Raw genomic sequence first — 26,314 nt, forward strand, 5'->3', positions numbered from 1 at the left:
GGCATCGCCCCGGCTTGCGCCAGCGCGAACCTTGCCAGCGGGCATCACGCCCCGCCACCAGGCAGCCATGCGAAGACAACGCGGAGTGCTTGAAGATCATGAAAGCGACTCAGTGCGGCCGCGCAATGCGCAGCATCAGCACGTCGTGGCTGGCCAGGCCGATCGGGGTCGCATCGTCGATCGTCACGGCCTTGCCGCTCCACAGGTCGGTGCCGTGCTGCGCCCCGTGCAGGCCAAGCCGGGCAAGATCGATGTGGAATGGTCGCACGTCGCGATCGCTGCCCACATTGAACACCGCCACGGCGAGCGCACCGCCTGCCAGCTGCCGCGTCCAGACTTCCATCTGGCCATCGACGTAGGCACGCGTGCCCTGCTTGCCGAGAGGAACCTGGTCCACCGCGATCACTGCGCGATTGGTTAGGATGTCGCGCACCGCAGGCGTCATCTTCGAGAGATCGTTGCCGGCAATCAGCGGCGCCGCCAGCATGGCCCACCAGCTGAAGTGGGCGCGATCCTCGGCCAGGTCCAGGTTGCCGTTACCCACCTCCAGCATGTCGGGATCGTTCCAGTGTCCCGGCCCGGCGTAGTGTTCCAGGCCCACCTGCGCGGAAACGATGCTGTAAATGCTGTCCCAACTGGCACGAATGTCGCCGGTGGTGCGCCACGCGTTGCCGCCGGCCTTCGCACCCCATTCCCATACCGCATCCCAGCCGTACTGGCACAGCGAGTAGACGATCGAACGATGGGTGCTATCGAGCGCCTCGTGCATCTTTTCGTAGGCATCGCGCATCATGCGCATCTGCTTCATGCGGTCGTGTGGCGCCTCCTTGCTCATGATGTCACGGTAGCCGCACAAGTCGTACTTGATGTAATCCACACCCCATGAGGCGTAGGTCTTTGCATCCTGCACCTCGTGTCCATAGGAGCCGGTGTAACCGGCGCAGGTGGTCGGCCCGGGTGAGCTGTAGATGCCGAGCTTGAGACCGCGTGCATGCACGTAGTCGGCCAGCGCCTTCATGTCGGGGAAGCGTGCGTTCGGGTGGATGCGCCCCTGTGCATCGCGCTTGCCCTGCCACGTGTCGTCGATGTTGACGTAGATGTAGCCGGCATCGCGCATGCCGCTGGACACCATCGCGTCGGCGGCGGCGCGCACGTCGGCGTCGGTGACTCTGCCGGCAAAATGGTTCCAGCTATTCCAGCCCATCGGCGGCGTGGCGGCGACACGCGTTGCCGCTTGCGCCGGGATGGAGGCAAGCAGGACGACCAGGGCGAGCATCGGCAGTACGAATGAGCGCATGCGGGATTCCGTGCTGTGGTATCTGGTTTGAAAGCGTTATCGCCGACAGCGCTGAACCGCCCTGTCCGCGACACGTGAATCGGTTTGACGGACACGAAGTGCCCGGTGACCTGTACAACCACCAATGGTGGTTGCACAGGTGTTCCGCGGATGCGCGGAGCAGCCTGATTGCCGCCCGCGCCGACTGCGCCGGATCAGAAGTGGGCGCGCACTCCCAGCATGTAGCGGCGGTCGAACATCTGTGTGTGCGCCACCTGGTCTGGCCAGACCAGGTAGTAGCGTTCATGTTCCCCGGTCAGGTTGGTGGCCTGGGCGAACAACTGTACGTTCGGCGTCAGGTTGTAGCTCACCGAAGCATCGACGTAGAACGTCGGCGCTTGGTACACCTCCAGGCCACTGATGCCGCCGAAGTTCTCCGACACTGCGCGCCGGCTGCGGAAATTGCCGGCCACTCGTGCCTGGAAGCGGCTATCCTGATACCACAGCACGAGGTTGGCCGTGTTTTCGGAGTTGTCCTGGAAGGGAATGTCGCGCCCGGACAGATCCTTGGCACCACTGGTACTTGGCGAGTAGGTGTAGTTCGCGTCGATGCCGGTATGCGACAGCCAGCCTGGCAGGAAGGTGAAGCCCTGCTTGTAGTCGAGCTCGACACCATGCAGCGAATTACCCTTGCCCTGGATCGGCGAGTTGATGGTGACGCAATGGCCACGCACCACGCCGTCCTGGTCGGGCAGACCACAATTTTCCACCGCGCCGTTCTTGATGAAGCTGTCCACGTTGACGTAGAACGCCGCGATGCTGAGCATGCTGCTCGGGCTCATGTAGTACTCGAGCGACAGGTCGTAGTTCGACGAGCGCCACGGGTCCAGCTCCGGGCTGCCGGACGAACTGCCGCCGAGCACGCGGAACAGGGTCGAACCGGGGGTGGAGGTGTCGATGGCGTAGTTCAGCGTCAGGCCACCACCCCACTGGTCCAGGTTGAGCGGCATCATGTTCTTGGAGTAGGCCGCGCGCAGCTTCAGATCGGAAGTCAGGTCCAGGGAGAAATTCAGGGCCGGCAGCACGTCGGTGTACTGGCGAGCGGTACTGATCGTGCCGTTGTCTGCAGCGAGCAAGCCATACGGTTCGGAGTTGCCGACCGCATGCTGGGTGACGTCGAGGTTGGTGCGCACCACGCGCACGCCGATGTTGCCGCTGTACGGCATGCTGCCCAAGTTGCCGTCGAAATCGCCTTGCACGTAGCCGGTGGTTTCCTTCAACCGCACCGCCCAGGTACCACCCGGATCGACGTTACGCTGTTCGCCCGGATACAGTGCGTTCTGGAACGCCAGCGGGTCATCCATCGTGCTCGGATCAAGGTTGTAGATGGTGACGCCGTTGACACCGGCCAGGTTGCTGTAGCTCTTGATGTGGTCGGCGATCTGGCTCGGCAGCTGGCTCGGGTTCTGCGCCGAGATCACGCCTGCACGGTAGTAGCCGGTGCTGTTGCCGGCCGTGCAGGCACCGTCGATGCCGCCGCCGTTGAGCACGACGTCGGCCGCCTTCCAGCGCACGAGGCAGCCGTTCGGGTCGCTGGCTCCGTCGCCCGCATAAACCGGGGCGACGAGGTTGAAATTGACGTTGCTCGCGGTACGGATGCTGTTGCGCACGCCGAAGTCCAGCTTGAAGCCGTCATCGAAATCGTAATGACCGTCGGCACGCAGGATGTTCATCTTCGCGCGACGCTCGTGATTGCCTTCGCTGGAGATCGTCTTCAACGCATAGTTGTCCGGATCGGACAAGAAGCTTTGCAGATTGCTCGGCAGTTGCACCTTCATGTTGCTGCCGCGCATGTCGACGATCACCGGTACCGTGTTCGGCGCGAAACCATTGGCATTGAACACGCGGTTGCCGCCCAGGTCAGCCGGATAAATGTAGGTACCCGGCGCGGCGGCATCGGCCGGATCGTTCGGCCACGCCGTGCCGTCGGCATCGGAGAACTGGACGTAGCTCTGCATCAGCAACTCATGCGCACTGGACGTGATGCCGCGCACGCTGCCGGTGAACGGGCCGCCGTTGTCGTAATTGAGCTGCAGGTTGAAATTGCGCGAATAGGTCTTGGTGACATCGTCCTCGGAGTAGGTCTCCATGTCACCCAGCCACTTCTCGTACACCTGTGTGGTGTTGAAGTGCTGGTTCCAGTCGCCACTGCCCGCATAGGCGCTGTGCACCACTTCGCCGGTATCGCGCGATACCAGCGGCACGAAGCTACCACCCAGCCAGCTCTCCGAGTTGAGCTGATAGCCATTGGTGCGGCTGTACTGCTTCTGGCGGGTGAAGAAGAGATCGCTGGTCAGGGTGAAACCCGAGCCGAGGTCCGCCTGTGCCGACGCGTTGATGCCAAGGCGCTTGCGTTCGAGCTGGTTTTCCAGCACGGTAAAACTCTGGGATCCGTAGAAGGCGTCGTTCGCGTTGCCGTTGCCGTTGACGTCGACGTTGCCGCCGCCGAGCTGGTTGATCGCCGACGGGATCGGCGCCGAATTGAACGAACCGAGGAAGCCGTCGTAGGCGCTCGCGCTGGAAGCGTTTTCGCCGAACAGCTTGCCGCCGTACTGATCCATGCCGGTAGTGGAATTCTCGTGCGTAATGTCGCTGTAGGCCGCCGACAGCAGCACGCCCCAACGGCCATCCGCATTGAAGCTGATCAAGCCGTCGGCTTCGGGCTCGTTCTTCTTCGATACGCTGCCTCGCGTACCATCGACCGATCCGGAGACAGTCCAGCCGGGCTTCAAGTCCCAGGGGCGGCGCGTGCGCAGGTTGATGGTACCGGTAATGCCGCTGTCGAGATCGCTGGCGGTGGCCGACTTGATGACGTCGGCACCCGCAAACAACTGCGACGGGATATCGGTGAAGTTCGGCTGCACCGAGACGATCTGCCCGGCAGTCAGGAATGATTCGCCGTTGATCCATGTACCGACCTGGGGCAGGCCGCGCACCTCGACCGTGCTGCCTTCGCCGCCTGAACGGTCGATCTGCACACCGGTGATCCGTTGCAACGAGTCGGAAATGGTGATGTCAGGCAGCTTGCCGATATCTTCAGCGGAGATGCTGTCCTGGATCGACGGCGCGGTGCGCTTGAGTTCGACGGCACGCATCTGCGAACCGAGCACGCCGGTGACCGTGACCGCAGTCAGGTTGACTGCCTTCTTGTCCTTCTTCCCCTTCTTGTCCGCAGCCTGGCCACCGCTCGGCGTCGATGCCGACTGCGCTCCCTGCGCGGTGACCATCGCCGCTTCGGCGGCATGCGCACGAACCGGCGTACCGCCTGCGGCAGCCACGAACAAGGTTGCAGCGATCGCCGCTGCAAGCGGATTCGTGCATGAGTGAAGCATTCTTCTCATGGTATTCCCCTCAAAGTTTGTCGACGCGTCCCTCCGCGCCGGGGTTCAGGTATGACCTGCTTGTTGGTGCCTACTGGTAACGCTACCACCGCATTGCACACGAACGGGCCTGGTGCCCTCCGTGTGTTTACTTCGCTTTGCCGAAAGCTGGCGCCGTGTTCGGCACCACGTTCCAGCCACGTAGTTGCACCCGCGCCCCGGTGAGGCTGGTGCCTGAATCGACAGATATCCCGATGTCGCGCGCCGCACCCGGCGGCAGGTTGACGTAATTGTCCGAGTAATACGCTGGCAGGATGCGCTTGCCATGCGCATCGACCAGGGTGAGCTTGGCATTCAACGCCACCTGCCTGCCGGGATTGGCCAGGTGCACGGCAAGCCGGCCGGCGCCATCGTGTCGAACGGACAACTGCAGTACCTGTACCGGAAGCTGGTCGAGCTTGCGGAGGTCCCCCGGCTTGACCGACGTCCAGTAGAAGTTGCGCGACAGCAGTTGCCCATCTTGCGCCTTCAAGGCCAGCGCCACGAAGATCACGCCATGCGCATGTACCAATTCGTCGAGCGCCGGTCCACCGTGGATCGGCGTGGCCGCCACGGCCGCCGCCTGCACCGGACGCAACGCGTGTGCAAGCAACGTCCCGTCCAGGGCGTACACGCTGATGTCAAGCTGCGCATCGCGGATCGCCTTGGTGGTGTTGTCGACCACCATGATCTGGCGATCGGGCAGGTTCATCTGGACGTGCACCGGCTCGGCTGCGTGCATCACGCCGTAGTACGAGGACTGGGTATCGTAGTCGTGGCTGTAGATCTGCCAGGTGGTGCTCGGCCACGCGGGATGACTCATCCACAACAGACGGCCGCTGTTCTGCGTCCACAGGTGTGCGTTGAGCCCCTCGAAGATCGCACGGTAGCTGTCGTAGTCCAGCATCTGCGCCTTGCGCTCGAAGTCGGCCAGGCTGGTGGGCTTGCCGTATTCGGTGCGCATGGCGGCCATGAAGCTGGCAACATCACCGTTCCCGGACTGGTGCCAGTCGTGATAGGCCCAGTCGTCGCTGATCGGCCACCGGTCGGCCTTCGGCATCATCGCCTCGAACGCTTCCAGTGTGGGGAAGGAAGGCGTGCCAACCTCCACCGCGAAACCCTTGGCCAGAGTGGTGAAGTAATCCTGGTCCGGGCGGTAGTTGTACGGCCCGCTTTCCCACAAATTGATGCGATTGGAGCTGGGCATGTACAGCCGCGTACCGTCGAGTTTGGCGATCAGTGCATCCAGCCGCTGGTTCAGCAGGGGCTGCGGCACGCCCTCGTTGCGACCGAACCACAGCGCGATGCTGGGATGGTTGCGGTAGCGCCGGATCATGTCTGCCGCATTGCGAAGGAACAACGCGTCGTCCTGCGGCTCCATGTTGTAGTCTTGGGTCGACTGCCAGAAATCGTTGAACACCAGCAAGCCATACTTGTCGGCCAGGTCGTAGAACTCCGGCTCGCTGCTTTGCCCCACCCAGTTGCGCACCACGTCGAGATGCGCGTCGCGCTGCAGCTTGAAATAGGGCTCGAGGTGCTCGCGCGACACGCGCTTGAGCATGTCATCCATGCCCCAGCTGCCGCCCTTGACGGCGATGCGCACGCCATTCACGCGGATCGCCAGGTACGGCGTCAGGCGCGTGTCGTCCAGGCTGCGCACAGCCGGCGAGTGCCCGGCCTCCGGCCGCAGCGAATAGGCCCAGCCGTGCGGTGTCTGCCGGATCGCCTTGTGCGAGACATCCATCAGCCGCATGCCCGGCACCCGGGTCAGGTCGGGCGTCAGCAACACGCGGCGTAGCCGACCCTGATCGTCGAACAACGACAGCTCATAGCTGATCTGGCGGATACCGAAGTGGAACTGTTGCTGGTCGGAAACCCCGCCGTTTGCCTCGAACTGCACGTGCATGTCGTACAGGTAGGGATCGCCATAGCCGTTGGGCCACCACAAATGCGGATGAGCCAGCACGAGTTGCGGGAAATCCGCCGGGCGCAGATGCAGCGTGATGCCACCGGCCGGCACAGTCACATCCTTGCTCACCGTGACATCGCCGAACGCCAGTTGCACACGGCCGGCCACCGGCACCGTGCCCGGATTGGCCAGCGGAACGTCCACGCTGATCCGGGCACTACCCGTGCTGCCATCGGGCAACTGGGTGACAACGTGCGTGTCGCCGATCCGCACCAGTCCGGCTGCGCTCAATGTCACGTCCTGCCACAACCCGGTCTCGCGATCGCGGATGGCCGGGATCCAGTCCCAGCCCTCGCTGGCGATGAAGGTCGGCCCGTCCAGCGCCAGCATGCCGCCGTTCGGGCCCGGACCGGCCGCCAGCGACTGCTCGTGCGGCACACCCGGATCCGGTGGTGGCGACACGCGCACCGCAATCACGTTGTCCCCGCCAGCATGCAACAACTTGCTCACGTCGAACTGGCCACGCATGAAAGCACCCGTGATATTGCCCACACGCTGCCCGTTCACCCACACCTCGGCGGCATAGTTGATGCCGTTGAAATCCAGTTGCAGGTGGCGACCGGCGGCGGCGGCCGGCAGCTTGAAACGCGTGCGGTACCACCAGTCGTGCTTGTTCAACGATTCGGGGATCGCCAGATTGTTCAGGCCATACGTCGGATCGGGGTAGATACCGCGATCCACCAGCGTGGTCAGCACCGTGCCGGGCACGGTCGCAGGCATCCACGCGGCACCGGGCTGGTAGCCCGCTTCCGAGAGCGTGGCACCGTCGGCATGCGCCAGCTGGGGCGCCGCCGCCAGTTGCCAGCGACCGAGCGCCCAACGCTGCGCGCCATCCGGTATCAATGCGGCCTGCGCTATCGAGGGCTTGCGCACCGGCGCGGCGAACGGAGCCCGGCTCACCGGCAGCGTTGCGGGTGCCTGCGGTGTCACCTGACCGGCCATCTGCCGGGTCTGCACCGGCCAGTGTGGCGACGCCGGGGTGAAACGGATCAGCTCGGGGTCTGGCGGCCGCCGGGCCAGCTGCCGCAATGCATGGCCATCGAGCGCGCCGTCCCGCACCACGAAGTCGGCGATCTTGCCGCCGAAGTGGACGGCGTCGGCCACGGGGTGGTCACTGGGCGCCACCGCCATTTGCGGAGCGACCGCCACCTGCGGCGTGCTGCCCGAGGCCACCGGCTTGCCGTCGAGATACAGGGTGAAGTGCCCATGGCTGGACACCGCGGCGACAAATTGCCAGCGCTGCGGCACCAGGTTGGTCCGGGACATCGTGGTCGATGAAGGAGACCACTGAAAGCCCAGCCGACCATGATCCAGCATGAAATAGCGCGCGTCTTGCAACGGATTGCCCACGCCGGCGAGCAGCAGACGTGCCTCCGGCACCGCCTGCGGACGCACCCAGGCATAGGTAGTCCAGTCGGCATTGGCGCGCAGCAGCGGGGCCTGCTTCGGCAGCGGCTGTGCCAATCCGGTACCGCCTTGCAGCACGGCGACATCCAGCGGCCCGTGCACGGCAGCACGCGCCAGACCTGCGACCAGCGGCAACCACGTTGCGACCAGGACGCATACGGCGCGCCGCATGACTTTTCCACCTTCCAGCATCAGATCCGTCCCCTTCTTCGCCCTCTGGATCAGGCCGCATCGTGCCTGATCTCCCATGGCGCACCGCGCGACCCATGCACACCATGTACGTCTGGTGCGCGATGTGCCAGGCCATGCCACCGAAGCATGCCGACCTTCAATGAGATAACGTTACCAGATTTCAGCAAACACCATACACCGTCAAGCTGCAGCGCAACATACGACCCGTATGGCCATCCAAACGAACCGGCATGGCGGACCTCAGGCGGATCGCGCGACGGCCCAGCCGCATTCGCGGAGATCGTCGCACGACGGCGACATCACCCGTCACCACGGCCTCGCGACGACGCGCCAGCACAGCGGCGACAGGATGATTCCAGTGATGCGGGTGACACACGCAGATGTTGATCGTCTGGTGCGACTCGATCACTTCCCTGGTCGACGACCCCTGGTCGCTTCGCGCAACACGCCACGACTGACGCGCAGATCTTCGGCAAGGCCTGCCTCACGCGGCAGAACCTCACGCGGCATGACGCGGCCGACGACGATCAGACGGCCGCGATCGTCCACCATCTGCTCGCTCGGGGTGCGCCTGGCCAGTGGTTCGAACACGCTACCGCCGCCACGACCGGGCACCGGGCATGCGTGCGGCCGAAGGGTCGGTCCGACGCGTCCACACCGTGCCGGGAACAGCAGCGTGGCGGCTTTCACGCAGCCAACGCGGTGTTGCCACCGTGCCGGTGCATGCAGCCGCCTGCACGGCCAGCGGACGGGGCTTCGCCATCGTCATCACCAGCCCATCAGTTCCCGCAGCTGCGGCACCAGATCGTTGGCCATCGCGCGATGCTGCGCCAGGGTCGGGTGGGCATTCTGCGCATCGCCGGGGTAGTGGCGCGAGGTGATTTGCTGCACGCGCGGATCGTGCAGGACACGCACCGTGGCGGCGATGTCGTCAACCAGGGCCTGCTTCTTCGCGCCGGATAGGATCGCGCCGGCAGTAAGCGCGATCCGCGCATGCGGATAGTCGGCGAGAATCCGGCGCACCAAGGCCGCATAGGCATCCACGTAGCCGGCAGCATCCGGGATGCCAACGCTGAAATCGTTGGTGCCGATGGCGCTGATCACCAGATCCGGCGTGTACTTGTTTCGATCCCACCGGTTCGCCTGCCCCGCCACGGGTACGGCAAGCGGATAGAAGTCGGGCAGGTTCAGCTGATCGGTGCGTCCGTCCCAGCTGCGTACCAGACCGCGGCCGCCGTAGCACACCAGCTGGATCCGGGCATGCACGGCGGCGGCGGCCAGCATGCCGTAGGAAGCAAGCGGGTCGTTCCAGCCCGGCCGCCGCTGCTCACCCGGCACACGGTCGATGATTTCGCCGCAAGTCACCGAATCGCCCAGCAGCAGGATCTTCCGCGTCGGCAAGGCCGGCGCGGGCAGCCAATCGCCGCCCTGCAGCGTGAAGCCACGGATCGTCGAAATGGCTTGCCAAGCCTCGGTGCGCACGGTGACGCGTACATGATGCGTGCCGGCGACGGCGAAGCTGAATAGTTCGTGCGCGGCGGGCGCCTTGCCCAGTTCCATGGGGCGTGCCTTGCTCCCATCGACGCTCACGTCGACCCAGCCGTGGCCGGTGTTGCTACTGGCTGTCATCGCCAGGCGACGGCCGCGCACCGCGAGGAAGAAGCTCACGCCGGGATAACCGACTTCCCGTGCACCATGCACCAGCTCACGGCTACGCCCCATCACCGCAACGTGCGGATCGCTGGCGAGAATCGTACGAATCGTGCCGTCCTGCACCGATGTGCGGGATAGCGTGCCGGTGGCGACCAGCAGCAGGACGACTGCAACCAGCAGCGACAATTTCATCGAGCCATGCCTGCGCCACCGCCCCTCGTTCACAGCTTCACCTGCTGCGGGTTGCCGTCATAGGTCACGCGTACGTCGCGGCTGGCGTCGGTTGCATCGGCAGCGACATGCACCGCATCAATGCGGCGGATGACGAATTGCCGCTTCGCCGGTACGCCGCTGCCGTCGCCCTCGCGCCGGCCCAGCGTGAGCATCTCGGTGGCGTCGTCGTAACTGATCGGCATGCGCGCGTAGTGCCCCTGCTCGTAACCGTAGCTGGTGCCGTCATCCTCGTACAGCGAGAAGTGGCCGTTGGCGCCAGCATAGACCAGCAGGGTGATCGGCGCATCGGGCTTGGCATCGGTGTACTGCTCGGCCGGGCCGGTGGGAATGATCGCGCCGGCGCGCACGAACAGCGGCATCCGCGCCAGTGGGGCCGGAGCCTGCACGGTCTGGCCACCGGTGTAGCGCTTGCCGGTGTTGAAGTCGTACCAGTCGCTGCCGGCCGGCAGGTAGACCGCGCGGCTGCGGGCCTGGTACCTGGTCACCGGGGCAACCAGGAAGGCCGGGCCGAACATGTACTCGTCGTTGATGTCGCGCACCTTCGCGTCATGCGGGAAGTCCATCACCAGCCCGCGCATGATGGTGCCGTCATGCCACCAAGTATTCGCTGCCAGCGTGTAGATGTACGGCATCAAGCGGTAACGGAAGCGGTCGTACCAGGCCAGCGCGTTGTACACCGGCGAGCCGGGCGACGCGATGTTGTAGATCTCGCGCGGCACGCCCTGCCCGTGCGAACGGAAGATCGGGCTGAACGCGCCGAACTGGAACCAGCGCAGGTTGAGCTCGCGCCACTCCGCCAGGTTCTTCGCATCCGGTTTCATATAGCGGTCTTCGATCGCGTAGCCGCCGATATCGGTAGTCCAGTTGCGGATGCCCGACAGCGAGAAGTTGATGCCGGCGGCAATCTGGTCGCGCAGGTTGCTCCAGCGCGCCACCACGTCGCCGCTCCAGCTGGCGGCGGCATTGCGCTGCTGCCCGGCGAAGGCCGAGCGGGTGAGGATGAACACGCGCTTGTCCGGGTAGGACTGGCGGCTGCCCTGGTATACCGCGGTGGTGGTCATCAGCGGGTAGCTGTTGAAGAATGCCGCGCCCGGGCCCAGCGCCGTCGGGCTCATCAGCAGCTTGCGCTCGGCGATGCTGGTGTTGGAGTTGATGTCCGGCTCGGTCGCGTCCAGCCACCACGCGTCGACGCCGAGGTCACCCAGATTTTCGCGGATCTGCCGCCAGTAGATCTTGCGCGCCTCGGCCGAGTACGGGTCGTAGAACGAGCTGAGATAGCCCGGCCCTACCCAGTCCTTGACGCCTTCCTTGATGTTGCGCTGATAGATGTGGCCGCCCGCTTCCAGTTCCTTGGCATTCTTCGTGGTCGGGTAGAACTTCGGCCACACCGAGATCATGAAGTGCGCGTGCTCGGCATGCACCTGGGCGATCATCGCCTTCGGGTCGGGGTAGCGTGACTTGTCGAACTGGTGCGAGCCCCAGGCGTCATCTTTCCAGTAGCGCCAGTCCTGCACGATATTGTCCAGTGGCAAGCCCAGCTTGCGATAGCGTGCCACGGTGGCCAGCAGTTGCTGCTGCGTCTCGTAATGATCACGACTTTGCCAGAAACCGTAGGCCCAGCGCGGCAGCATCACCGCCTTGCCAGTGACGTCGCGATAGCCGGCGATGACGTCGTCGAGGTCGTTGCCATCGATGAAGTAGTAGTCGACCGCGTGGCCCAGCTCGGAAAACAGCGACAGCTCGTTCTGCTCGGCCGCCGGCAGCGGGTCCAGATGGTCCAGCGCGATGTAGCCCGACTGCGGCGTCCACTCGATGCGAATCGTGTGCTTCTCGCCAGGCTCCATCGCCACGGTGAAATCGCGATACCAGGGATTCCAGTTCTGCCGCCAATCGTCCAGCACCAGCTTGTGGTCGATATACAGCTTGAAGTAACCGCTGGCGTAGAGCCGGAACTTGTGCACGCCGGCCACGTCCGAAGCCAGCGAGCCCTTCCATTCCACCGTCTGACCGGGCCCACCGGTGACGCCTTTCGCGCCGGTCAACGCCGCCGGCCAGCGCTTCAGATCCTTCAGGTATTCATAGTCGATGCTCGATTCGTCGCGACGCAGCTTCAGCTTGCCGTCGACGTAATAACTGGCGGTGAGGCCACCAGGCTTGCCGTTGGCGTCGAACAGTTTCAGACCGTGATCGATCATCTGGTACGGACGCGGATCACCGAAGCGGGTAATCGAATTGTTGTCCCACAGCACGCCGTAATTGCGCGATGACACCACGAACGGAATCGCGATATCCATGTTGTGCTGGGCCAGCTCGACGTCCTTGCCCTTGTAGTTCACCGTGCCTTGCTGATGTTGGCCCAGGCCGTAGAACGCCTCGTCGGCCGGCGACGCGAACTGCTGGCGAATCGCATAGAACGACTTGCCCTGCACCGTCACCGGGGTGAAGTTGCGCCCGTCGGGCTGCTCGGCCAGGATCGGCTTGCCATCGTGATCGAAAAAGCTCGCCGCGCCATCGCGCAGCGACACCTTCGCCTCGATCGCCGAGGTATCCAGCTCCACCGTGCCGTCGTGTTCGTGCACGCTGAAATGGCTATCGCCGCCGGTCTTCAATGCCATCAGGCTGGGCGGCAGATCGAAACCACCCTGCGGCACCGCGGTGACATGGATGATGTGGTTGGATACCACGCGCAGCCGCACCTTTTGCTGTGAGCCATCGACGCTGACCACGATGCCGTCGGGCAAGCGAGTGACATGGGCGGCGGTGGGCGGCACGGCGGCATGCGCAGCACCGAGGCATAACCCCGACGCCAGCAAGGCCACCAGGATGGGAAGACGGTTGGGACTCATCGCGGATTCTCCAGGGTCAGGTCGGCTGCCAGCGGCGTGTGGTTGGATGCATCGCCCACGCGGATCACGAAGCGGCCTGGATCGATCTTCCAGTGATTGTGTTTGGGGTCGTAGTAGGCGAACGCGCGTCGGTCGAGCGTCAGTGTGACGTGTTGCGTCTGGCCCGGTTCAAGGCGCACCTTCTGGAACGCTTTCAGTTCACGCTCCGGCCGCACTACCGTCGCGGACGGGTCGCTCACATACAGCTGCGCCACCTCGGCCCCGGCACGCGCACCGGTATTGCGTACGTCGAACGATACCTTGACCGTGTCGCCGGCATGCGCGGTTGGCGCCACCGCCAGATGCGCGAACGCGAACGTGCTGTACGACAGGCCATAGCCGAACGCGAACAGCGGCTGCGGCTTGTGCGGGTGGCTGGTATACCAGCGATAGCCGACGAACAGGCCCTCGCCGTAGTTCACTGACGGATGCGTGCCGGCCGGGTGCGGCGGCGCGTAATAGAAATCGTGCGTGGGATTGTCTTCCCAACGGCGTTCGAAACTGATCGGCAGCTTGCCTTCCGGCGAGCGCGCACCGAACAGCACCTCGGCCACGGCGCGGCCACCTTCCTGCCCCGGGTACCAGTTCTGCAGTAGTGCCGGCACCTGGCCCAGCCAGTTCGCGGTGGCGTAACCACCGCCCGAGGTCACCGTCACCACCGTCTTCGGATTCGCCTTGGCTACCGCCTCGATCAACGCCTCCTGACCCCACGGCAGTGCATAGGTGCGGTCATACGCCTCGCTTTCGGAACTGGGGTCGAAGCCCACCGCCACCACCGCGGCATCGGCCATCGCAGCCATCTTCACCGCATCGGGCGAGATCAGCTCATCGACCGCCACCACGCCCAGGCCCATGCGGCTGTAACTCACGTCGGGCAGATAATCGAGGCGAATCGTCACCGCCTGCTTCGCCGCAAGGTCCAGCGTGGCATACAGCGGCGCCTGACCTTCCCGCTTGGGCTGCGCAATCACCGATTTGCCATCCACATACAGCGTATAGGTGTCGGCGCTGGCCGCTGCAGTCAGGAACAGGTATCGACCGGCATGCGGCGCCACGAAGCGGCCACTCCAGCGAATGCTGCGACGTAACGTTGCTGGCGTCGTCCACAACTCCGGCTTCCACTGGTCAACATGGGCATCGATGCCGATCGTGACCGGCGCGCCGCGAAAGTCGGGATTGTCGAACGTCTCGCGCTGCAAGCCGGGCTGACCTTTGGCGGTGGTGAAACCGTCGCGCTTGAACACCGCATCCGGCGTGGGCAGGCCCGGGCTGTACAGCACGCGCACGCGCTGGCCGAGATAGTCGGTGATGCCACCGAGAATGCTCACGGTGTGAAACGTATCCACATGCGAACTGCCACCAGCCGTGGCGTTGCCGGGATAGGCATCGGGGCCGATCACCGCAATCGTCTTCATCGTGTTCGCGTCGAACGGCAACACATGATGGTCGTTCTTCAGCAGCACCAGCGATTCGCGCGCCGACTCTAGTGCGACTTGATCGTTGCGCGGATCGAGCAGCGGTTGCGCCAGCTCCTGCTGCGGGCGATCGAGGAAGCCAAAGCGCACCGCGGTGCGCAGGATGCGTCGCACCTTGTCGTCCAGCGCAGCCTTCGACAGGCTGCCATCGCGCAGTGCAGGCAACAGCAGCGCGGGCGTCATCTTGTCGGCTGCCGGCATCTCCAGGTCTAGGCCGGCCTTGAACGCTTTGAGGCCATCGCTCACCGCGCCCCAGTCGGACATGTAGATGCCGTCGAAGCCCCAATCGTGCTTCAGAATGCCGTCCACCAGCGCCTTGTTCTCGGCCATGTAATCGCCGTTGACCAGGTTGTAGCTGCTCATCACCGCGCCGACATGACCTTGCTTCACCGCCATCTCGAAGGCGCGCAGATAGATCTCGTGCAGCGGCCGTTGCGCGATCACCGAGTTGAGCTGGCGACGGTCGTATTCGGAATTGTTGCCGGCGAAATGCTTGATCGTGGCCACCACGCCCTGACTCTGGATGCCGTCGATCAAACCCACCGCCGTGCGACCGGCCAGGTAGGGATCTTCGCCGTAGTACTCCATGCTGCGGCCGTTCAACGGCGAGCGGTAGATGTTCACCGCTGGGCCAAGCAGGAAGCTGATATCGCGGGCGCGGGCATCGCGGCCCATCGCGGCGCCCACGCGTTGCGCCAGCGCCGGATCCCAGCTCGCCGCCAACGCAATGCCGGCGGCATAGGCGGTGGATTTTCCACCCATGCGCACACCATACGGACCGTCGGACATGCCCAGCGCCGGCAGGCCGATCGACGGCTCGGCGCGAACATCGAAACCATCGGTTCCGCCGATCAGCGCGACCTTCTGCTCCAGCGTGAGCTTGTGCAGCAGGTTATCGACGCGATGCTCCACCGCCGGCGAATCCGCTGACGGCACGGACGCCAGCGCCGGCAACGCGAACCCGGCGAACACGAGCGCCACGGAGAAAGTTTTCCAACGAATCATGCAAACATCCTTCAATACGTGGCCAGCTTGACGTGCAGCCACTGCGGCGCACTGGTGAAGTTGAGGCCGTAGTCAGTCTGGTCGCCATTCCACACGCGCATGAACTGCCACTTTCCGTCGACGTAGCGTCCCTCCTCGACGCGGTCGTACAAGGCATGCCGGCCGGCGTTGTGACCGCTCGGCTGGAAGCTCACGCGCACGTGGTCGCCGGTCACCAGATAATCATCGCGACCGAGCTGGACGATCAGCACGCCACCCTCCGGAGTCGGGTTGCCTTTCGCCTCGGGCACGCCAAACAACGGTTGGCCGTAGCCGATCTGGGCCGTCCAGTCACCCAGGTCGAGCTGTTGTGTGTGCGTCTTCTCCGGCTCGGACGCGCCCCACACCTTGCCTTCGAAACTGGCCTTGGCGACCAGCGACGCGATCGGACGCAACAAGGCGTAGTTCAGGGCAAACGGTTTCAGGGTGTCCGCATCCACCTTGCGCGCACCCAACGGCCAGTTGGAGTAACCGGTGTAATCCATGCCGAATGGCGAGATGCCGATCGCCTGTTTGCCCAGCGCGGCGAACACGTAGCGCGCATACGGCGCCGCGCTGCCGGTTTCGCCGACGAACAGCGGGTTGTCGGCGCAGCTGTAGCGGCCCAGCACGGTGGTGTACTTGGCGTACTCGGGCATGTAGATGTCCGGCGCGATCAGATCGAGCGCGGGCGCTGCGGCGCGCCAGATATCCAGCACGTTGTCGGTGGGGCCGCCGCTGGCATAGCCGCCGGGTGGTCCGGGGTGGAACGGATCGCGCAAGGCGACGTTGGTGTACATCGGCAGGTCGTAGACGGCCTTGCCGGCGGCGGCCACCTGGTCGATGTAGTGCGCGATAGCCCAGGCGTAGGAGTATTCCGCCGCATGCTTGCCGAACACCTGCGACCAGCTGCCGGCAGGCTTTCCGGTCTTCTTCAGCACCGCCACGGGAACCGGCGACTGCAGCAAGCGGGTACCGGCCGCGGAGTAGTCGCGATCGGTGCCGTAGGTGCCCGACTCGTTCTCCACTTGCACCATGATCACGGTGTGGCGGTCACCATCGATGCCACGAAGGTGTTTCATCAGCGCTACGAACGCACTGCGGTCGGCATCCAGCGTGCTGCGGGCAAACGGCGACATCGAATTGAGCGTGCCGCCATCTTTCTTCAGCACGCGCGGAAAGCGTCGGTTGTCCAGCTTCACCCACGCCGGCGCGTAGTTCGGGCCGTTGTTCTTCCAGGTGGCGAACCACAGCAGCGCCAGCCGCACATGCTGTTTGCGCGCCTGCTGCACCAGGGTGTCGAGAAAGCTGAAATCGAAATGTCCCTCGGTAGGTTCGATCTGTTCCCACGCGATCGGCACCTGCACGGTGTTCACGTGCAGGGCTTCCATCGCCGGCCACACCTGCGGCAGCATCGCCGGCCAGTTGCTGGAGTTGTTCACCTGCGCGCACAGCATCAGGTAGGGTTGTCCATCCACCAGCAACATGTGCCGGCCGTCCTGGCTGACCACGCGCGGCAACGACGAAGCAGTCGCCGGCAACGCGGCGGCCAGGCCAAGTGCGAGGGCAGCGGCGCACCACAGGCGGCGCATCATGGATGAATGCATCGTCATCTCCGGTTTCATCGGGGCATCTGCATCGGCGCAGCCGATTTCATGGTACGGAAGGGCCAGGCCGGCAAGCCGGCGTGGTCGACCAGGTTGGCATCGACCGGGTCTTCGTTCCATGCGTAGCGCACGGCCGCCGGGTGGCGCAGCATCGCGTTCCACACCACGACGGTTGCGCCTTCGATACGCGCCTGCGCCGGCAGGTAATGCCCGTCGCTGCCGGCCATCTCGAAGCCGCGTACGGTCTGTCCACCCCCGCGCACCGCCAGTGCTTCACCCTGCGTGTCGAACGACAGCACCGCCTTGGCACCATCCACCCGCATGGCATGGAAGACCGGCCCGGCATCGACCACCTTGTCGACGAACACCACGTGACGTGCCACCAATGCCAGTCGATGTCCCACGTCCTGCTTGTCGGTGGGATGGATGGTTTCGGTGCTGCCGATATCGATGGTCACCGCCTGCCCGGTGGCGGGCAGTGCCAGCGCAGCGGATTGCGATTCACGCAGTTCCGCCCACGGACTGGAGTCCGCGGTGTCCTCGCCGGCTTTGAAGTTGGCCAGCTGCACCCACAGGAACGGCAGCCGCGGTTGTTTCCACGCGGCGCGCCAGGAGCTGATCAGCGCCTTGAACTGGTCACGGTAGGCCAGCGCGTTGCGGTTGCCGTCCAGTGCATTGGCCTCGCCCTGGTACCAGACCACGCCGCGCAACGGATAACCCTCAAGCGGGTGGATCATCGCGTTGTAGAGCAGGGTCGGCGTCACCTCGCGCGTCTCGGTGGGCACCAGCGTTACCGCGGCCGGATGGAAGTGCCACGTACCTGCCAACGTGCGGCGCGCACCGTCTTGTGGCTGCACGTAGAGCTCGCTGGCCGGACCATGGATGCCGCCACCGTCGCCCAGGTCGTCCACCCGGATGGCGAGCGTGTTGCTGCCCGCATGCAAGGCCGCGGCCGGCACCTTGTAGACACGCGGCAGGTTCCATTGCCGCTCGGTTTGACCGATCAGCCGGCCATTGACGTAGCTGCGGTCGGAATCGTCGATTTCGCCCAACCCCAGAGTGACGCCGTGACGTGCCTCGTCGGCGCTCAAGATGAACTGCGTGCGGTACCACGCGATACCGTCCATGTCGTAGTAGCCGACCGTTTCCCAGTACGCTGGCACAGCGATGTTCGCCCATGATGATTCGTCGAGCTTTGCCGCCGCCCAGGCGAACTTGCCGGCCGCGTCCATCACATCACCATGCTGTTCCGGCCAGCGTGCAAGACGTTGCCGGGTGCGATCGAGTTTCGCCGTCTCTGCGGCCGTGGCCGTTTTCATGCTGGCGACCAGCGCCTTCACGTCTACATGACCGATACGCGCACTCGTCCACGCTTCGATACTGCTGCCGCCCCAGCTGCTGTTGACCAAACCTTGCGGCACATGGGTGCGCACCTGCATGTCGCGTGCAAAGAACCAGCACACGGCGGAGAACTGGCCAACGGTCGACGGACTGGCCGCGACCCAGCTGCCGCCCTGCAGCCGTTTCAGCGGCGCGGTGGATGCGGCGTGCGGAATCTTGAACTGGCGGATCGACGGATCGTTCGCCTTCGCTTCCTCGGCCGCAGCGTCGCGACCTTCGGAAACCATGAACTCCATGTTCGACTGGCCCGAGCACAACCACACATCGCCGACCAGCACATCGCCGACGCGGCGATGCTGATGCCCGTCGTCGACATCCAGTGCGTAGGGGCCACCGGCCGGGTGGGCCGGCAAGGTCGCATCCCAGCGTCCCTGCGCATCGGCGACCGCCACGACATGCCTGCCGTCGAAGCCCAGCTTCACCCGCGACCCCGGCGTGTCCCAGCCCCACACGCGCATCGGCTGGTCGCGCTGCAACACGGCGCCCGGCGAGAACAGTCGAGGCAATGTGAGCGTGGTGGCCTGCGTCGCCAGCGGCAGCAGCGCGCCCAGGCTCAACGCGCCGGATAAAACGAGGCGCTTCATGGTGCCGTTTCCATTGGTTCGCCATAGACAATGCCGCGCCCGCTGGTGGCCAGATACACACGGCCGAACACGCGCGGGTCGCCGACAAGATGCGTAATGCGACCATAGCGATGCGCCGCATCATTGATGCGCTGCCAGTGGCCGCCGTCATCGATGGAGCGGAAAATGCCCTGGTGTCCGTTAAGCCGGCCGGCCACGAACAAGGTCGACTCGTGCCGCCCTTGCGCAGGCTTGCCGAAACCGAAGGCATCCACGCCGGTGAGGCCGGCAAAGCGTTGCTGCACATTGCCGGCGTCATCGCCACGCAGCAACGGCAGATCACGCGCCGCGAGATAGAGCACGCCGGCCGCGTTCGGCGCCGCCTGCAATTGCACGTGATCGTGGCCCTGCGCGGCTGCACCAAGGCGACCCCGAATCGGCCCGAATGTCACGCCGCCATCCTGGCTGGCAAACAATGCCCCGGTATGCGGATCGAACGCCGCAAGGCGCCGCGGATCGACGCGATCACCCACGACGACCACCGTGCCAGGCAGCCCCTGCACGGTCTGCCAGTGCCGGCCGAAATCGCGGGTGATATAGACGTGCCGCGCATGCCGCGGCGCCCACAGCACAGCGCTGCCATCGGCGGTGAGTGCAATGCTGCCGGCGCCGTCGCCGTCCGGCGGTTCGCTGGCGAAGGCCTGCCAGTGCCGGCCATCGTCATCGGACCAAGCCGCGCGCATGGCCGGCCCGAACGGTTCACGCAGGTAACCGCTGCGCACGATCAGTGTTGGACGCTGCCCCGCGTAGTCGATGCTTTCGCTGTTGGCATAGCGCGGCGGTGCCTGGAACTGCAACGGCGCCACGGCAAGGTCGTCGTGCCGAAAACCGTCGAGATCGCCGATCGCGCTCAGCAAGTGCGCGCCCTGCGGCGGGCTGATCAGGCCCAGCGGCACGGTTTCCTCAAGCCCGCGATCCTGGAACCACCAGTGCACCTTGGCGCCAAGATCGAGCCGGCGCATGTCGCGCGAAGCCCAGATGCCGTAGCCGGTGACGAACATCACATGGTCGTGATCGAATGGATCGATGGCCACGGTGGTCATCCAGTGCGGCGCATGCCCCACCGTCCATGCCGCACCGCCGTGATCGAACACCGAGTGCGCGAAGACCTCGGTCCAGTGCGCGCCGCGATCGGTACTGCGAAACAGCAGGTCGTGCGGCGTGTAGTGATGATGGGTGCTGGCGATCAACACCTTCGGATCGGAGGGGTCAACGGCCACATCGCCCCAGCCGAAGCCCGGCGGTTTGCCGTTGCCATGCAAGGGCGTGATGTCGGTCCAGTGGCCGCTGGACGACTGCCAGCGCCACACGGCGCCGTCGTTCATGGTGTCCGGGCCTGGCTCGTCGCCATAGCTCAGGTAATAGTTGCCATCGGTGGCACGATGCATGTGGCTGGGCCGCAAGCCGACAGGCTGCCCCGGCACGGCGCTCCAGTGGCGCCCGCCGTCGACGGAACGGAACAGGCTGGTCTGTCGGGTGGACACGCCGGCATAGAGCACCGGGGTCGGCGTACCGTGCCGGCCACTGGCCGGATCGAACACCACGAATACAATGCCGATGGGTTGCGTGCGCCACGTGTTACGCGCACTGGCCGACGACGAGGTTGCCACCGCCGGGAAGCTGTCGACTTTTGCCCAGTGCGCACCGTAATCATCGCTGCGCCACAGGCCGGCATCGGGTGAGCCAAGGAACAGAATGCGGCCATTGTTCGGATCGACCGCCAGGCGTTCGCCATTGCCACGCCCCAGCTCGTTGCCGCCAAGCTTGAACGGCAGGTCAGTACGCTCGAAATGACGTCCCTGGTCGTGCGAACGCAGGACCGCGGCATCGCCTGCCTGCGACGTGGTGTAGGTGCCCGCCGCCAGGTACAGGCGCTGCGGATCGGCGGGATCAAGTGCCAGGCTCTCGATACCCAGCAGATTCTCGTCCTTCGCCCCGATCCAGTCGGTTAGTGGTATCCAGCGCGCACGCGCCCGATCCCAGCGATACGCACCGCCCACGTCAGTGCGCGCATAGATCAGGCCGCGTACGGCAGGATGGAAGACCAGGCCACTGACATAGCCTCCGCCTTCGATACGCACGTTGCGCCAGCGATAGGACACACCATGCGCCATGATTAAGGTCGTCGTGCATGCAAGCACGACGACCAGGAGAAACGTGCAACCGCCAAGCTTGGGGAGAGACCAGCGTCGCGTGAGTCGTTGCATCGTTCTTCCATTCGTTGCGTGCCGGCCTCCCCGAGGTGGCCGACACCGGACACTTCATCAGAAGCTCAACTGGGCCTTCAGGCTGAGCATGCGGTCATTGATCTGCACGTCACGCGGAAGCGTGTCGAGGCCGAAGTTCGTGGCTCGCTTGGTGTTGGTCAGGTTCACCGCCGCGGCGGTCAGCGAGAAGTCGCGGGTGAAGTGATACGTCACCGACGCGTCCACCTGGCCGAAGGCCTTGTCGTAGATCGGCAGGCTGCCGGTACCGTTGCCCTGGGTCGTTTCCACCCACTGGCTGCGCCAGTTGTAGGCGACGCGAGCCGAGATCGGTCCCTTCTCGTACATCAGGATCAGGTTGTAGCTATTCTTCGACAGGCCTTCCAGCGGAACCAGCAGTGGATTGCCCGACGTATCATAGGCGTCCGGACTTGGCGCCTTGCTGTACACGTAGGTGTAATTGGCCTGCACGCCCAATCCGTCGAAGGGCGACGGCAGGAAATCGAAGAAGGTCTGGTAACCCGCTTCGGCACCCTTGATCACGCCGTTCTTGCCGTTCACCAGGCTGCTGATGGCGTAATTGTGGAGCACGCCGAGCTGGTCGATCTCGGGCTTCTCAAGCGTAACCGTCTGTACGAAACCGTCCACGCTCTTGTAGAACAGGCCGCCGTACAACAGTTGCGATGGCGACATGTACCATTCCAGCGAGGTGTCGTACTGCTTCGCCGTCATCGGCTTCAGATACGGGTTGCCACCCGCCGTGCCGGTGTAGGCATTGACGCCGGTGGTGGCATCCGGCGTACTCAACTGCAACATCGGATTGAGCTGATCGAAAGTCGGCCGCGACAACGCTTTCGATGCGGCGAAGCGCCACTGCAGCTTGTCGGTCAGATGGAAAGTGAGGTTGAGGCTGGGCAGGAATGAGTTGTAGGACTGACCCACGTTCAACGGCAAGGTTTCACCCAGCGAGTTCACCAGCGCACCGTCTGAACTGAGCTTGGTGTGGACGGCACGAATACCGATGTTGCCGTCGTACGGAATGCTGCCGATCTGGCTGCCGAACGTGATCAGGCCGTAGCCACCATAGGTGTTCTGGCCCTGGTTGTTGATGCCCGTGGCGGGATAGCTGAGCGGCGTGTTCTCGCCGAACATCGACAGCGAGTTGACGTAGTCGAACAGCAACGCGGGATTCGGCGTGATGGTGGAACCGAACGTGTCGGCATTGCCGTGGAAGAAGTCGCCGTACGTCTTGATCACCGCCGCCGACGCCGGATAATTGGAAAGCGGCTGGCCGATGTAGACGAAGCGATAACCCGAATCCTCGGTCTCGGCGGTGCGATGGGTGGTGCGCACGCCGAACTTGATCGACTGGAAGAAATCGCCGCCCAGCGTGTACTCGCCATCGGCCCGCCACGCGAATTCGCGCCCCGTGGCGTTGGTCTTGTCATCCAGCAGATAGCCGAACGTGTTGTTGGCCGGATTGGTCGTGTAGGCCGTGTCCACTTTCAGCACCGGCAGGCTGCCGCTGATGTCCTGATAGAGATACGGCGTTGTGCTGCTGGTATTGAGGATGTAGCGAAAGGTGTTGGTCTTCGCCGTGATGTACTGGAAATCGGTCTTCAGCGTGAGGTTGTTGGTCGCGTTCCACGAAGCACCCCAGGTGTAGTCCGTGGTGATCGAGTGCCGCGTGGTCAGGCTGCTGTTGGAGGCGACGGGAATCCCCGCCGTGGTTGCTCCGTTCGGATCGGGATTGCCATCGGCACCCAGTGTGCCCGTGCCATCAAACGTGCCGCTGAGGAAGTTGCCGCTGGGACCGAACGCGTACGGCTTGCTCGTATCCAGGACGATCGGCGTGGTGCCGGTATAGGCAAAATACGAGTAGTCGTTCCACTGGAAGTGGTAGTCCGAGCGTACCGCCTGCGCGTACAACTGCAGGTCATTGTTGGGGCGCCACTGCAACGCGATGACGCTGCCCATGCGACGACGTTCACCCACGGTCTCGCCGACGCCGCCGCCATGCGGAACCTCGAGCGTCTGACCGTCGTAGTTCGGATAATTGGCATACGCGCCGCCGGAACCCGCCTGTATGGCATAGAAAGGTTCGGTCGAGATGACGTCCTGACGGAATGCGTGCTTCTGATAGGCCAGGTCCACCAGCAAGCCGAATTCACCGGCGCTGGTATGCCAGCGATTGCTGTACAGCACCGAGGCGGAAGGCTTGTTTTTCTTGGCCAGGTCGGCGTAATCGTCCTCGGCACTGATCGCGAATTTCTGACCCTTGAAATCGAATGGCATGTGCGTGCGCAGGTTGACCGTGCCACCGATGCCACCTTCGATCATCTCCGCCGAAGGGTTCTTGTACACGTCGATGCCGGCCAGCAATTCAGCGGGCACGTCCTCGAAGCTCAGTGTGTCGCCGCCGTTGGCGGTAAAGCTGTCGCCGCCATTGATTTCGGTGCGCACCTGGGTCAGGCCGCGAATGGCGATGCTGCTGCCCTCGCCGTAGTTACGATCGATCTGGACACCGGAAATGCGTTGCAATGCCTCAGCCACGTTGTTGTCAGGCAACTTGCCGATGTCTTCGGCCACGACCGAATCCACGATCTGGTCGGCGTTCTCCTTCCGCGATATCGCCGACTCCATACTCGCGCGCACGCCGATGACCTGCACCGCAGCCATCTCGGTGGGTTTCTGCTTGTCGTGCTTGCTCTTGCCGGTCGCCGGGGTCGCATTGGTTTGCGCGGCACCGCCAGTCGCCGCCGTCGTGTCATCTTGAGTCGTGGTGCTTTGCTGCGCATGCGCAACCGCCGGCCCGTACATCAACACCAGGCCCAGTGCGATCGCGGCAGACAAGCGCGCCAGCGGCCGGCCCGCAGTCTTTTCGTGCAATCGTTCGATCATGGTTCTCTCCCCCACATCGTCAGTTCGCGGACCTGGGTACATTCCCGGCCCTGTTGTCAGATTGGATTCCCGGCTTCGTGGCTGCCGTGGCGGTAACCGTGCCTTCGTTCCGTTCATGCCTTCCCCACGCGGGGATCAATGCATGCTGAAGCGATGCGAGTGGAATGCACAATTACGAAATCGAGTGTGTCCGGTAACGTTTATTCATATGCGTTCGCCACATCATCCCCGGAAAGACGCACGGGCCTGCTAGATTTTCCATGCCTCGTCGCATGCCGCGCCAGGCCGATTCCAACAGCCCGGGGGGCGAATGCAAACCCAGTCCTTTCCTTGCCCACGGCTGGTTCGCCATGCCCTGTTCGCCTGCATGGCCCTGTCGCTGTACGCGCCCCTCGCCCAGGCGAACAAGACCTCCGCACCCACCGCATCGACGCTGACTCAGGAACAGGCCGACCTGCGCTGGCAACAGGCAACGCGACGTTTCGATCCGGCGCGGCACGCCATGCTCGATACGGTGGCGCAGGGTGCTGCACAGGGACCGTTCCACCCGGACTGGGCCTCGCTGCGCGCCTATCGTGCGCCGGCATGGTTTGCGAACGCCAAGTTCGGCATCTTCGTGCATTGGGGCGTCTACTCGGTACCGGCGTTTGCCAACGAGTGGTATCCACGCAACATGTACGACCAGCGCACGCGCGAATATGCGCACCAGGTCGCCACGCACGGCTCGCTGGCCCATTTCGGCTACAAGGACTACATCCCGCTGTTCAAGGCCGAGCATTGGGATCCTGCCCGCTGGGCGGCGCTGTTCCGTGCGGCGGGCGCACGCTATGTGGTGGGCGTGGCCGAACACTCCGACGGCTTCGCCATGTACAACTCGAAACTGTCCGACTGGACCTCGGTGAAGATGGGGCCGCACCGCGACGTGATCGGTGAGCTGGGCAAAGCCGTGCATGCCGATGGCCTGCGCTTTGGCGTCTCCTCGCATACCGCCGAGAACGACTGGTTCTTCCACCATGGCCGGGAAATCGACTCGGACGTCAACGACCCGCGTTACGCCGGCCTCTATGGCCCGGCCGTTGCCCAGTTGCCGGGCCCGCATGACCCGGCCGACCAGGACCTGGCCGACGACTGGACTTACGTCTCGCAAGCCTGGGTGAACGACTGGCTGGCACGCACTGCCGAACTGGAGAAGTACTACCACCCCGACCTGATCTACCTCGACTGGTGGGTCGGCCAGCCCGCCTTCCGGCTGGCACTGCCCAAGCTGCTCGCCTACTACTACAACGACGGCGCGCGTCGCGGTGGCGTGGTGCTCACCTACAAGCTCAAGGCGCTGGCTGATGGCAGCGCCACCCTGGACGTGGAACGCGGCCAGCTCGGCGCGATCCGCGCACAACCGTGGCAGACCGATACCACGATCAGTCGCAGTTCGTGGGGCTACGTGAAACACGACAGCTACCGAGGCGCCAACGAGATCCTGCAACTGCTCGCCGACGTGGTCAGCAAGAACGGCAACCTGCTGCTGGACATCGGCCCGCGTCCGGACGGCACCATCGTGCAGCAGGAACAGGACGTGCTGCGCCAGATCGGCGCATGGCTGCACGTGAATGGGGCGGCCATCTACGGCAGTCGGCCGTGGCGCGTTTTCGGTGATGGTCCCACCACGCAAGCTGCCGGCGCGTTTCAGGAAAAGCAGGCCAAGCCCTACACGTGGCGAGACTTCCGCTTCACGCGGAACCACGGGCATGTGTATGCGATCGAACTCGGCTGGCCGAATGGCGGCACCGTCACCATCGGCGCAATCAAACCGGCCGATGGCGTGCGCAACGTGCGCCTGCTCGGCTCCCGCGAGCCGGTCAATTGGCAGAGCTCGCCAAAGGGTTTGGTCATCCATCCCGGCAAGCGCCCGTCTGGGCCAGCCACCTATGTCTACGAGATCGATCTCGCGAGCGCCGGCACCAACCACTGAAATCTTGCGCCGGCCCGGCGGTGCCCCGAGCGGCCGCTACAAGCGGATTCCACACGCACCGTCGCCTGCATCAGGG

Annotated in this window: 12 protein-coding genes; 1 reads left to right on the forward strand and 11 read right to left on the reverse strand. The window is 64.3% G+C overall.

Annotated features, from left to right (window positions below):
* Positions 1-109: 109 nt before the first annotated feature.
* From AB7849_RS03435 to AB7849_RS03485, 11 genes are all read right to left on the reverse strand, one after another.
* Complete coding sequence (locus tag AB7849_RS03435) at positions 110-1,297, reverse strand: glycoside hydrolase family 27 protein (RefSeq protein ID WP_369500570.1); 1,188 nt, start codon at positions 1,295-1,297, stop codon at positions 110-112.
* Between the two features lie 194 nt (positions 1,298-1,491).
* A complete protein-coding gene (locus tag AB7849_RS03440; protein WP_369500571.1) occupies positions 1,492-4,677 on the reverse strand; it encodes a TonB-dependent receptor in 3,186 nt (1,061 codons plus the stop codon).
* Positions 4,678-4,804: 127 nt separating this feature from the next.
* Complete coding sequence (locus tag AB7849_RS03445; RefSeq protein ID WP_439822697.1) at positions 4,805-8,263, reverse strand: glycosyl hydrolase 2 galactose-binding domain-containing protein; 3,459 nt, start codon at positions 8,261-8,263, stop codon at positions 4,805-4,807.
* A gap of 405 nt (positions 8,264-8,668) precedes the next feature.
* Positions 8,669-8,854: a GntR family transcriptional regulator gene (locus AB7849_RS03450; protein ID WP_369500573.1), complete on the reverse strand. Its 186-nt coding sequence runs from the start codon at positions 8,852-8,854 to the stop codon at positions 8,669-8,671.
* A 177-nt stretch (positions 8,855-9,031) separates the two neighbouring features.
* Positions 9,032-10,108 carry a GDSL-type esterase/lipase family protein gene (locus tag AB7849_RS03455; protein ID WP_369500574.1) on the reverse strand — a complete coding sequence of 359 codons (1,077 nt, stop codon included), beginning with the start codon at positions 10,106-10,108 and terminating at the stop codon, positions 9,032-9,034.
* A 29-nt stretch (positions 10,109-10,137) separates the two neighbouring features.
* Positions 10,138-12,996: a TIM-barrel domain-containing protein gene (locus AB7849_RS03460; protein WP_369500575.1), complete on the reverse strand. Its 2,859-nt coding sequence runs from the start codon at positions 12,994-12,996 to the stop codon at positions 10,138-10,140.
* Positions 12,993-15,515: a glycoside hydrolase family 3 C-terminal domain-containing protein gene (locus AB7849_RS03465; RefSeq protein ID WP_369500576.1), complete on the reverse strand. Its 2,523-nt coding sequence runs from the start codon at positions 15,513-15,515 to the stop codon at positions 12,993-12,995. The genes AB7849_RS03460 and AB7849_RS03465 overlap by 4 nt, the downstream gene beginning before the upstream one ends.
* Before the next feature lie 11 nt (positions 15,516-15,526).
* Positions 15,527-17,260, reverse strand: a complete 1,734-nt coding sequence (locus tag AB7849_RS03470) for a DUF5597 domain-containing protein (protein WP_439822698.1) — start codon at positions 17,258-17,260, stop codon at positions 15,527-15,529.
* Complete coding sequence (locus tag AB7849_RS03475; RefSeq protein WP_369500578.1) at positions 17,155-19,125, reverse strand: sialate O-acetylesterase; 1,971 nt, start codon at positions 19,123-19,125, stop codon at positions 17,155-17,157. Before AB7849_RS03475 ends, AB7849_RS03470 begins: the two co-directional genes overlap by 106 nt.
* Positions 19,122-21,278, reverse strand: coding sequence for a cellulase (locus tag AB7849_RS03480; RefSeq protein ID WP_369500579.1), 2,157 nt, complete (start codon positions 21,276-21,278; stop codon positions 19,122-19,124). The genes AB7849_RS03475 and AB7849_RS03480 overlap by 4 nt, the downstream gene beginning before the upstream one ends.
* Positions 21,279-21,428: 150 nt before the next feature.
* Positions 21,429-24,269, reverse strand: coding sequence for a TonB-dependent receptor (locus AB7849_RS03485; RefSeq protein WP_369500580.1), 2,841 nt, complete (start codon positions 24,267-24,269; stop codon positions 21,429-21,431).
* A gap of 367 nt (positions 24,270-24,636) precedes the next feature.
* Here AB7849_RS03485 and AB7849_RS03490 point away from each other — a divergent pair, with 367 nt between their 5' ends.
* Complete coding sequence (locus AB7849_RS03490) at positions 24,637-26,238, forward strand: alpha-L-fucosidase (RefSeq protein WP_369500581.1); 1,602 nt, start codon at positions 24,637-24,639, stop codon at positions 26,236-26,238.
* The last annotated feature ends 76 nt before the right edge of the window (positions 26,239-26,314 follow it).

The organism is Rhodanobacter sp. FW021-MT20, from assembly GCF_041107475.1.
In the GTDB taxonomy this organism is placed as follows: domain Bacteria; phylum Pseudomonadota; class Gammaproteobacteria; order Xanthomonadales; family Rhodanobacteraceae; genus Rhodanobacter_A; species Rhodanobacter_A glycinis.

Bases quoted from the DNA above. Each gene is read 5' to 3' on its own strand.
- AB7849_RS03435 (WP_369500570.1), bottom strand. From the start codon at position 1,297: ATGCGCTCATTCGTACTGCCGATGCTCGCCCTGGTCGTCCTGCTTGCC.
- AB7849_RS03440 (WP_369500571.1), bottom strand. From the start codon at position 4,677: ATGAGAAGAATGCTTCACTCATGCACGAATCCGCTTGCAGCGGCGATC.
- AB7849_RS03445 (WP_439822697.1), bottom strand. From the start codon at position 8,263: ATGCTGGAAGGTGGAAAAGTCATGCGGCGCGCCGTATGCGTCCTGGTC.
- AB7849_RS03455 (WP_369500574.1), bottom strand. From the start codon at position 10,108: ATGAAATTGTCGCTGCTGGTTGCAGTCGTCCTGCTGCTGGTCGCCACC.
- AB7849_RS03460 (WP_369500575.1), bottom strand. From the start codon at position 12,996: ATGAGTCCCAACCGTCTTCCCATCCTGGTGGCCTTGCTGGCGTCGGGG.
- AB7849_RS03465 (WP_369500576.1), bottom strand. From the start codon at position 15,515: ATGATTCGTTGGAAAACTTTCTCCGTGGCGCTCGTGTTCGCCGGGTTC.
- AB7849_RS03470 (WP_439822698.1), bottom strand. From the start codon at position 17,260: ATGGAACGAAGACCCGGTCGATGCCAACCTGGTCGACCACGCCGGCTT.
- AB7849_RS03475 (WP_369500578.1), bottom strand. From the start codon at position 19,125: ATGAAGCGCCTCGTTTTATCCGGCGCGTTGAGCCTGGGCGCGCTGCTG.
- AB7849_RS03480 (WP_369500579.1), bottom strand. From the start codon at position 21,278: ATGGCGCATGGTGTGTCCTATCGCTGGCGCAACGTGCGTATCGAAGGC.
- AB7849_RS03485 (WP_369500580.1), bottom strand. From the start codon at position 24,269: ATGATCGAACGATTGCACGAAAAGACTGCGGGCCGGCCGCTGGCGCGC.
- AB7849_RS03490 (WP_369500581.1), top strand. From the start codon at position 24,637: ATGGCCCTGTCGCTGTACGCGCCCCTCGCCCAGGCGAACAAGACCTCC.